Origin of the sequence: Kamptonema animale CS-326 (assembly GCF_028330895.1) — a bacterium.
Lineage (GTDB): Bacteria > Cyanobacteriota > Cyanobacteriia > Cyanobacteriales > Microcoleaceae > Kamptonema > Kamptonema formosum.
The window spans coordinates 1-8,336 of the sequence record NZ_JAQMUA010000363.1 but is presented as its reverse complement, the minus strand read 5'-3'; the positions used below and the strand labels follow the sequence as shown (position 1 = coordinate 8,336).

Here is an 8,336-nt window from a genome sequence, read left to right as displayed (position 1 = left end):
GAATGAAGTCGGCTTTACTGAATTAAATCAATGTTAAACCGCTATATGCCAATTCCTGTGGTCTTAGAACTTACAGCTTGTGGCTTCGTGGTGAGCGTCAGCCGAAAGGTGAGCCGATCCAACTCCATCGAACTCACGTTAGATATGTGTAAAAAAATTGCAACATAAATCGCAATGCTTTATCAGGTAAGGGTTTAAAATTCTACTTTGCGGTTGGATCAGCGCCCTTCTTAAGCACGGTATTGGTGTTTGAATTGTTCATGTAAGTGTTGTGTTGCAATTTCACCAAACGATTCCCTGGCAATCGCAAAACTCGAAAAATCTTTAGGTCGCCACTCATTCTGGGGAACTTCTTCGATGTAATAGAAATAATCCCAGAGAATCGCTTCCCAACTGGTACAACGAAGTAATTTACCGCCAAGACTTCCTGTGGGTTCCGTTGGGCAGGTTCCTGGAGGTAAGCCTTCTAGCTCATAGCTCTCTTCAACGCGAATACAGGGTTCACAGTCCAAGAGAATGCCCTGCATTTCTGCCAGAAAACCGTAGGAGGTTTGTTCTGTAATTATGCCGCCGAGGGAATGCAGCAGTGCAAGAAAATCTGGGGTGCGATCGCCCGGATATGCAATATCAATATCCTCATGCTCACGGGTGATGCGATTTAATTTGGCATCGAGCGCCCATCCACCCTGCAACCACAACGGCAGATTGATCTGGTCTGCTGCCGGAAATAACTGGTGGATCAACTCAATGTGGCGATCGTTCATACTCACAGTTTTTCATGACGCTGTGTGCTGCTGGATTGCTTCCATGATTACAGACCAATCATCGGGGTGAAGTTCATGTCCTGTTCCAGACAGTGTGAGCAGTAATGAGTCAAACCACTGATTAACTGTTTGAGATTTAACAGTTTTCGACACCGCTCAAATAAAACTGCTTCTAATTCATATTCGTTTTTAAAACAGCGATTAGCTATCGGTTCATTTGTCAGTGGCCACAGTCTTTCTGCTGGTTGGAGTTCTGGCGAGTATGAAGGGAGACAATACAAATGTATGCCGTCGGGGATTCTCACGCTTTCACGCTCAGTGCCATCCCGCTCCGTCTACGACTAAGCGGTAGGCGATCGCAAACAAAGCTGCGGCATAGGATTCTAACCACAAAGGCATCCCAATCATGAGCAATACGGCACCTGCATACATTGGGTGTCGCACAATGCCGTAAACTCCTGTATCAATGACCGTTTGATGCCGTTCTGCCTGATGTTTCACCACCGGAGCCGCAAAGGTATTTTCTTTGAAGGAAAATGCGATTGTCCACCATCCGGCGATAAACAGCAGCAAGCCAAAGCCTGAAGCGATCGCCCCTGGTTTGCCCAACAGATGAAATCGGAAGACATCCAGAGGAATGGCGGCAACCAGACCAAAGAAGGCGAGCACAAACACGCTGACGATAATTTTATCTACCAGAGGTTGCCCCTGTTGAATGGGTGGCTTGAGGCGTTCCTTCCATAGTTCTTCATTCTCTCGAAAGGCCATAAACATGGTGGCAATGACGCTAACTGTAACCACCCCCAGAAAGACCCAGGCTCGTTCCCAATTCAAGGTCCATGCGGGTAAAAATAGTAAACCCACCAAATATAACGAGATTCCCTAGAAGAGCAGATAGAACCTTTCTAAACTGCACGCATAAATCTTGGTTCCGCTCTAGGTCGATAGGTTTGAACTTAAGCGTAGAAGACTGCAATCTTGTTGTTGTACCACATCAAAATCTTGTGATGGATTTTGATCGGGCGCGTTGGAGTCCCATCAAAATAATACAATCGAAACAGGATAAGCTAGGGTAAAACCACTCGCAAAACCAGGTGTTCAGAGTTCAACCTTGTGATAGTCGAGCAGATTGAAATCTCCTCCTTTGGATGTAGAGAATAGTCTTGCTACATGGCTATACTACAAAAATACCACAAAATGTGTGTTGTACCATGTGCAATTTTGCGATCGCATCGAAATAGCCCAGGAGATTTAATCGCTGCACGCCGTCCATAATTTGCAGGGAAGTTGAGTATGCGTCAATTGAAATACTACATTGCTTGCACAGTCGATAAATTTATCGCCCGTAAAGACGGCTCATTTGACTTCTTCTTGATGGAAGGAGATCACGTTGCTGATTTGCTTCAACTCTTTCCGGAGACAATTCCAGCCCATTTTCGGGACAAGTTGGGCATCACTGCCGAGAATCAGGTTTTTGATGCAGTCGTGATGGGGCGCGGAACCTACGAGGTTGGACTCCATGAGGGGATTACCAACCCCTATCCACAGATGGAGCAGTACATTGTTTCTCGCACATTGGGAAAAAGCCCTGATCCAACTATTGAAGTGGTTTCAACCGATCCTGTGGCACTGGTTAGAAAATTGAAGCAACAACCAGGTAAAGACATCTGGCTATGCGGTGGCGGAAATTTAGCAACAGTCCTTTTCCCAGAAATTGACGAAATGATTCTCAAAGTACATCCGATTCTACTCGGTGCGGGGATTTCACTGTTCTCAGGTGTAGTTGAGCTAACTTCGCTGGAACTCTCTGATAGCAAGATTTACAACAACGGGTTCATGTTGCTGCACTATCGGTTGAAGCATTAAATTCTGGGCTGCGATCGCGCCAAGAGAGAATGTGAAGCATACTCACTCACCACAAGGTGGAGAAATATCAGCCTCACCTCGTTGGGTGAAGTGTAAAGCAGTTGCGATCGCTATTCTAAGAAAACTCTATCAAATAGAGGAACTATGGTTTTCTACATCTCTACTCTGAGTCAATCTCAAAACCAAAAATCAGCCCCTGAGATCCCTGTCACAATACAATCACTGAAGCAAGAATTACACATACGGTATCACCAGGCATCCTTGAAAGGTATACACCAAAAAACAAGAGCCAATTATTTTCTAGAGCGGCGTTTGCTCCCTTAAAGAGGGTAGAAGAATCAGGAATCCATTAACGCTTATTATGAGCGGCGCTCGCTCAACTGCTAGACAATAAGCGAACCAAGCATATCCCATGACCAAAACGTTTTACGCCATCTTAGCTAACTCACTGGTGGCTGCACTAACCAACAGTTTTGTCTGGTTTGCAGTCACTTTTTGGGCTTTTCTGCAAACTCAATCCGTACTGGCAACCTCAGTAATGGCGGGTGTGTATGTTGGGACAGTTGCCCTCTCTGGTTTCTTTCTCGGATCGCTGGTTGATCGCTATCGCAAGAAAACTGTGATGTTACTGTCCAGCGTTTGTTCTCTCGTTCTATATCTACTTGCTCAAATCATTTTTAGCTCTACGTCACCCTCTGTTTTTACAGATGTGTCCAGCATTCCTCTATGGATTTTTATTGTACTGATTTTGATGGGAGCGATCGCAGGCAATATCCGCACCATCGCTCTACCAACCCTCGTCACCCTGTTGATTCCTGAAGCCGAGCGAGATAAAGCCAATGGTCTGGTGGGTACTGCCAATGGGGTGTCATTTCTCATCGCGTCTATCTTCAGCGGATTGGCGATCGGGTTTCTGGGTGTCTATTGGGTGATGGTGTTTGCGATCGCGTTAACGGTTGCTGTCATCCTGCATCTGGTCATCCTCCCCATCCCCGAACAAACGATTATTCATTCGGAAGATCACACCCAGCACATCGACGTTCGCGGTACGATTCGGGCGATCGCGCTCGTCCCCGGATTATTTGGACTGATTTTCTTTAATTGCTTTAACAACTTCCTGGGTGGTGTTTTCATGTCCCTGATGGATGCCTATGGTCTATCCCTGGTGTCAGTGCAGATGTGGGGAATTTTGTGGGGAATTTTAAGCCTGGGATTTATTGTAGGTGGCTTGGTTATTGCCAAACGAGGGTTAGGGAAAAGCCCATTACAAACCCTATTTCTGGCAAATATTGTTATGTGGGTAATTGCCACTGGCTTTACGATTCAAGCCTCTGTTGTGTCGTTAGCCGTTGGGATGTTCATTTATCTCTGCCTGATTCCTGTAGTTGAAGCCGCCGAACAAACCATTCTGCAATCCGTCATTCCCTTAGAACGTCAGGGGCGTGTCTTTGGCTTTGCTCAAAGCATTGAGCAGGCTGCATCCCCTCTCACAGCATTTATGATTGGACCGATCGCCCAGTTCGTTTTCATCCCATTTATGACCACCGGAGCAGGTGTGGATCTGATGGGTGAATGGTTTGGCACTGGAGCCAATCGCGGCATTGCCCTTTTATTTACACTCACCGGATTGATTGGATTAATCGTGACGGTACTGGCAATGCGATCGCACGCTTACCAGAAACTATCTGCGAATTATCAAAAAAATACCAGCAACATCTCTCCCATTCAAAAATTACCCCTGCAATGAACTTACGCCCTGCTACCTTCGCTGATTTAGACCTTCTGCGCCATTGGGATGAACAACCTCATGCGATCGCCTCTGATCCAAATGATGCACCTTACCCTTACCCGCTGTTTTTCTGACTCATTGGTAACGGCAGTCCTCGTCGATCCGCTGGTCAGCAATACTCGCGTTCATCGCTTTTATGAACGATTGGGATTCCAATGTGTAGAGCGTCGCCAATTTGGGGACGATGATTGCTTTGTCTATCGCCTAAATCGAGAGGATTGGCATCCTCCAGGAAAAAAAGAGGTCAATCTATGAGTTCTTATGTGTCCGGTTTTCAGGACATTGACAAAACCAAAATCATGCTTGTTGGGGGTAAGGGCGCAAACTTAGGGGAACTTTCTAGGATTGAAGGAATACTCGTACCCGATGGCTTTTGCATTACTACGGATGCCTTTCAAAGCATCATTGGGGAAACATCATCGATTAACAAATTACTGGATCAGTTATCACTTTTGAATACAGATAACCGGGATAAAATTCGTCAATTGAGCGGTGAGATTCGTAGAGTCATTGAAGGGATAGCTATTCCTGAAGACATTGGTGCAGCGATCGCTCACTTTCTCTCCAGACTTGGAGAAAGTAATGCTTATGCAGTCCGTTCCAGCGCCACATTAGAGGATTTACCAACAGCCTCCTTTGCAGGTCAGCAAGATACCTATTTGAATATTATTGGAAGGGAAGCAGTTCTAAAGCATATTAACAAGTGCTGGGCATCGCTGTTCACCGAGAGAGCAGTCATTTACCGCCTGCAAAACGGCTTCGACCACCGTAAAGTCTACCTATCTGTAGTGGTTCAGAAGATGGTCTTCCCGCAAACAGCAGGAATTTTGTTTACTGCTGACCCGGTCACTGGTAATCGGAAAGTGGTATCCATTGATGCCAGCTTCGGACTGGGTGAGGCATTGGTATCCGGACGGGTGAATGCGGATAACTACAAAGTGCGTAACGGCAAGGTTATTGATAAGAAAATATCCACCAAGAAACTGGCAATTTATGCCCTAAAAGAGGGTGGTACAAAAGCACAGGAGATTGAGCAACACAGACAGAACAGGCAAGCGCTGACGGATGAGCAGATTTTGCAGCTTGAGCACATCGGTCGAACGATCGAAGCCCATTTCGGCAGTCCCCAAGACATTGAATGGTGCTTGGTTGATGAGACGTTTTACATGGTTCAGAGTCGTCCGATTACGACTTTATTCCCGATTCCTGAAACGAATGATCGGGAAAATCACGTCTTTGTTTCTGTCGGTCACAACCAAATGATGACCGATGCCATGAAACCATTGGGATTGTCTTTTTTTCTGTTAATGACCCATGCCCCCATGCACACGGCGGGTGGAAGGTTGTTTGTTGATGTTACCACGACGCTGGCTTCACCTGTCGGCAGAGAAACGATATTAAACGTCACATTGGGGAAATCTGATCCGCTCATGAAAGACGCACTAACAACTATCCTGGAGCGGGGAGATTTTATAAAATCGTTACCTGATGATCGGAGTCTCGGTAAAAGCAGTAAAGGGCGATCGCCTGCGGATTTTCAAATCCTAAACGACTACGATCCGGCGATTGTTGCTGAGTTGATTCAACAGAGTCAAACCTCGATCGCAGCGTTAAAACAAACCATCCAAACGAAATCAGGATCGGATCTGTTTGATTTTATCCGGGAAGATATTCAGCAATTAAAGAAAACCAATTTTGATTCACAGAGTTTTGGTGTGCTGATGACGGGTATGAATGCGTCCTCCTGGATCAATGAAAAGATGAACGAGTGGTTAGGCGAAAAAAACGCAGCAGACACGCTTTCTCAATCAGCACCCAACAATATTACTTCGGAAATGGGTCTGGCACTATTGGATGTTGCGGATGCGATTCGTCCTTACCCACAAGTCATTGAGTATTTGCAACAGGTAAAAGAGGATAACTTTCTTGGTGAATTGCTAAAGCTTGAGGGTGGACAAGAAGCCCAGAGCGCGATCGCGACTTTTCTTGACAAATATGGAATGCGATGTGTGGGAGAAATCGATATTACGAGAACTCGTTGGAGCGAAAAACCAACGACACTGCTTCCGATGATTCTCAGTAACATCAGAAACTTTGAGCCTGGTGAACGCGATCGCAAATTTGAGCAAGGGCAACGGTCAGCTTTCAAGAAAGAACAAGAGCTATTAGAGCGATTGAAGCAACTACCGGATGGGGAACAAAAGGTCAATGAAACAAAACGAATGATCCGCCTGCTCCGGAATTTCATCGGGTATCGTGAATATCCCAAATACGGCATTGTGAGTCGCTACTTTGTTTATAAGCAGGCATTACTGAAAGAAGTCGAACAACTCGTACAAGCAGGCGTGATTCAGGAAAAAGAAGATACCTACTATCTCACGTTTGAAGAACTTCACGAAGTTGTACGCACACATCAAGTGGATCACTCGATCGTCAGCACACGAAAAGATGAGTACAAACACTATGAAAAACTAACTCCGCCACGGGTGATTACATCGGATGGTGAAATCATTATAGGTAAGTACAAACGCGAAAATTTACCAGTCGGTGCGATCGTTGGTTTTCCTATTTCTGCCGGAGTGATAGAGGGACGAGCACGGGTCATCTTGAGCATGGAAGAGGCAGATCTGAAAGATGGAGATATCTTAATTACCACCTTTACTGACCCTAGTTGGACACCCTTATTTGTATCCATCAAAGGTTTAGTTACCGAAGTGGGTGGACTGATGACGCATGGAGCCGCGATCGCCCGCGAATATGGCTTACCAGCCGTGGTCGGAGTGGATGATGCGACCCAACGGATCAAAGATGGGCAACGAATTCGCGTGCATGGAACAGAAGGGTATGTAGAAATCCTCTCGTATGGACAACCCAGAACCAGGCAGATTTGGCTCCGCCTATCATAAGCCCTTTGTACTTCCGAGATGCACGGGTCGAAGGCTGTCAGCTTAACCGCGCTGCGCCGCCTCGATCGCAGCGATGTCGATCTTTCTCATCTGCATCATTGCATCGAACGCACGCTTGGCGGCAGTAGGATCGGGATCGGCGATCGCTTTTGTTAGGGCGATCGGCGTAATCTGCCAGGACAATCCCCATTTGTCTTTGCACCAGCCGCACGCACTCTCCTGTCCACCGTTGCCGACGATCGCGTTCCAATAGCGATCCGTTTCAGCTTGGTCAACGGTTGCAACCTGAAACGAGAACGCTTCGTTGTGCTTGAACGCAGGTCCGCCGTTGAGTCCAAGGCAGGGAATTCCCATCACAGTAAACTCGACGGTCAACACGTCCCCTTGCTTCCCTGACGGAAAATCTCCCGGTGCGCGGTGCACCGCATCAACGGAGGAATCGGGAAAGGTCTCGGCGTAAAACCGCGCTGCTTCCTCGGCGGTGCCATCGTACCAGAGGCAAATCGTGTTCTTTGCTGGCTTTTCCATGTCACTTCTCCATCAAGATGAGCCACCCAAAACCGGAGTCAACGATGTGCTTGCAGTCGAAGAGTATTGGCTCGGACGACACTTCCGCCCATTCTAGCGCGGCTTCACTGTGCTTCACATAGGCGGGATGACGGTTCGCTTCACCCACCGCTATTAACCTTTCGCGCTCAACTAATCAACTTAAGACGGTCGGCACGCAAGCAGATTATTATATTGCAGAAGCTACGAGAGAATTTGATAGATCATCTGCTTATTATCTACAGGTAGGTTTTCTTTTTTTTCTTTACCGGAGGCTTTGAGATATAACATCTAAACTGAGACTTACAGCAGAAAGTGGAGTATAGGGAGGTTAGGATGATTTAAAATCAAGTCCTTGTCTAAATCTAACTTGCTAATAAATGTATAAAGTAGATGCCGATTGAATTCCAGACGTTTATAAGAGGCCATCGAAAACACGAATGGATGGGCAGACAAGTGGCGATT

General features: G+C 46.5%; 7 protein-coding genes and 2 pseudogenes. 5 read left to right on the top strand and 4 right to left on the bottom strand.

The annotated features are described in order from the left end of the window. Positions 1 to 230 precede the first annotated feature (230 nt). From PN499_RS21230 to PN499_RS21220, 3 genes and pseudogenes are all read right to left on the bottom strand, one after another. Positions 231 to 764, bottom strand: coding sequence for a nucleotidyltransferase domain-containing protein (locus tag PN499_RS21230; protein ID WP_272034353.1), 534 nt, complete (start codon positions 762 to 764; stop codon positions 231 to 233). Positions 765 to 811: 47 nt separating this feature from the next. After that, positions 812 to 1,109 (bottom strand): annotated as a pseudogene (locus PN499_RS29700) (transposase); the annotation flags it as partial. 15 nt (positions 1,110 to 1,124) lie between these two features. After that, a pseudogene (locus PN499_RS21220) lies at positions 1,125 to 1,532 on the bottom strand (methyltransferase family protein); the annotation flags it as partial. 525 nt (positions 1,533 to 2,057) lie between these two features. On the opposite strand from PN499_RS21220, the gene PN499_RS21215 reads away from it, so the two are divergent. The 5 genes from PN499_RS21215 (at position 2,058) to ppsA (ending at position 7,325) form a co-directional block, all read left to right on the top strand. Beyond that, on the top strand, positions 2,058 to 2,630 hold the full coding sequence (locus PN499_RS21215; RefSeq protein ID WP_272034347.1) for a dihydrofolate reductase family protein: 573 nt from the start codon (positions 2,058 to 2,060) through the stop codon (positions 2,628 to 2,630). Positions 2,631 to 2,661: 31 nt separating this feature from the next. Beyond that, positions 2,662 to 2,799, top strand: coding sequence for a hypothetical protein (locus PN499_RS21210; protein WP_272034345.1), 138 nt, complete (start codon positions 2,662 to 2,664; stop codon positions 2,797 to 2,799). Between the two features lie 243 nt (positions 2,800 to 3,042). Continuing rightward, the gene (locus PN499_RS21205) at positions 3,043 to 4,377 is read left to right on the top strand and encodes an MFS transporter (RefSeq protein ID WP_272034344.1); all 1,335 of its coding nucleotides are present in this window, start codon (positions 3,043 to 3,045) and stop codon (positions 4,375 to 4,377) included. A 48-nt stretch (positions 4,378 to 4,425) separates the two neighbouring features. Then, positions 4,426 to 4,674 carry a GNAT family N-acetyltransferase gene (locus PN499_RS21200; RefSeq protein WP_272034343.1) on the top strand — a complete coding sequence of 83 codons (249 nt, stop codon included), beginning with the start codon at positions 4,426 to 4,428 and terminating at the stop codon, positions 4,672 to 4,674. Continuing rightward, on the top strand, positions 4,671 to 7,325 hold the full coding sequence (gene ppsA, locus PN499_RS21195; RefSeq protein ID WP_272034342.1) for a phosphoenolpyruvate synthase: 2,655 nt from the start codon (positions 4,671 to 4,673) through the stop codon (positions 7,323 to 7,325). The genes PN499_RS21200 and ppsA overlap by 4 nt, the downstream gene beginning before the upstream one ends. Before the next feature lie 42 nt (positions 7,326 to 7,367). Here ppsA and PN499_RS21190 read toward each other — a convergent pair whose 3' ends face one another. Next, positions 7,368 to 7,853, bottom strand: a complete 486-nt coding sequence (locus PN499_RS21190) for a VOC family protein (RefSeq protein WP_272034341.1) — start codon at positions 7,851 to 7,853, stop codon at positions 7,368 to 7,370. Between the last annotated feature and the right edge of the window lie 483 nt (positions 7,854 to 8,336).

Bases quoted from the DNA above. Each gene is read 5' to 3' on its own strand.
- PN499_RS21215 (WP_272034347.1), top strand. From the start codon at position 2,058: ATGCGTCAATTGAAATACTACATTGCTTGCACAGTCGATAAATTTATC.
- PN499_RS21230 (WP_272034353.1), bottom strand. From the start codon at position 764: ATGAACGATCGCCACATTGAGTTGATCCACCAGTTATTTCCGGCAGCA.
- PN499_RS21190 (WP_272034341.1), bottom strand. From the start codon at position 7,853: ATGGAAAAGCCAGCAAAGAACACGATTTGCCTCTGGTACGATGGCACC.
- PN499_RS21205 (WP_272034344.1), top strand. From the start codon at position 3,043: ATGACCAAAACGTTTTACGCCATCTTAGCTAACTCACTGGTGGCTGCA.
- PN499_RS21200 (WP_272034343.1), top strand. From the start codon at position 4,426: ATGAACAACCTCATGCGATCGCCTCTGATCCAAATGATGCACCTTACC.
- ppsA (WP_272034342.1), top strand. From the start codon at position 4,671: ATGAGTTCTTATGTGTCCGGTTTTCAGGACATTGACAAAACCAAAATC.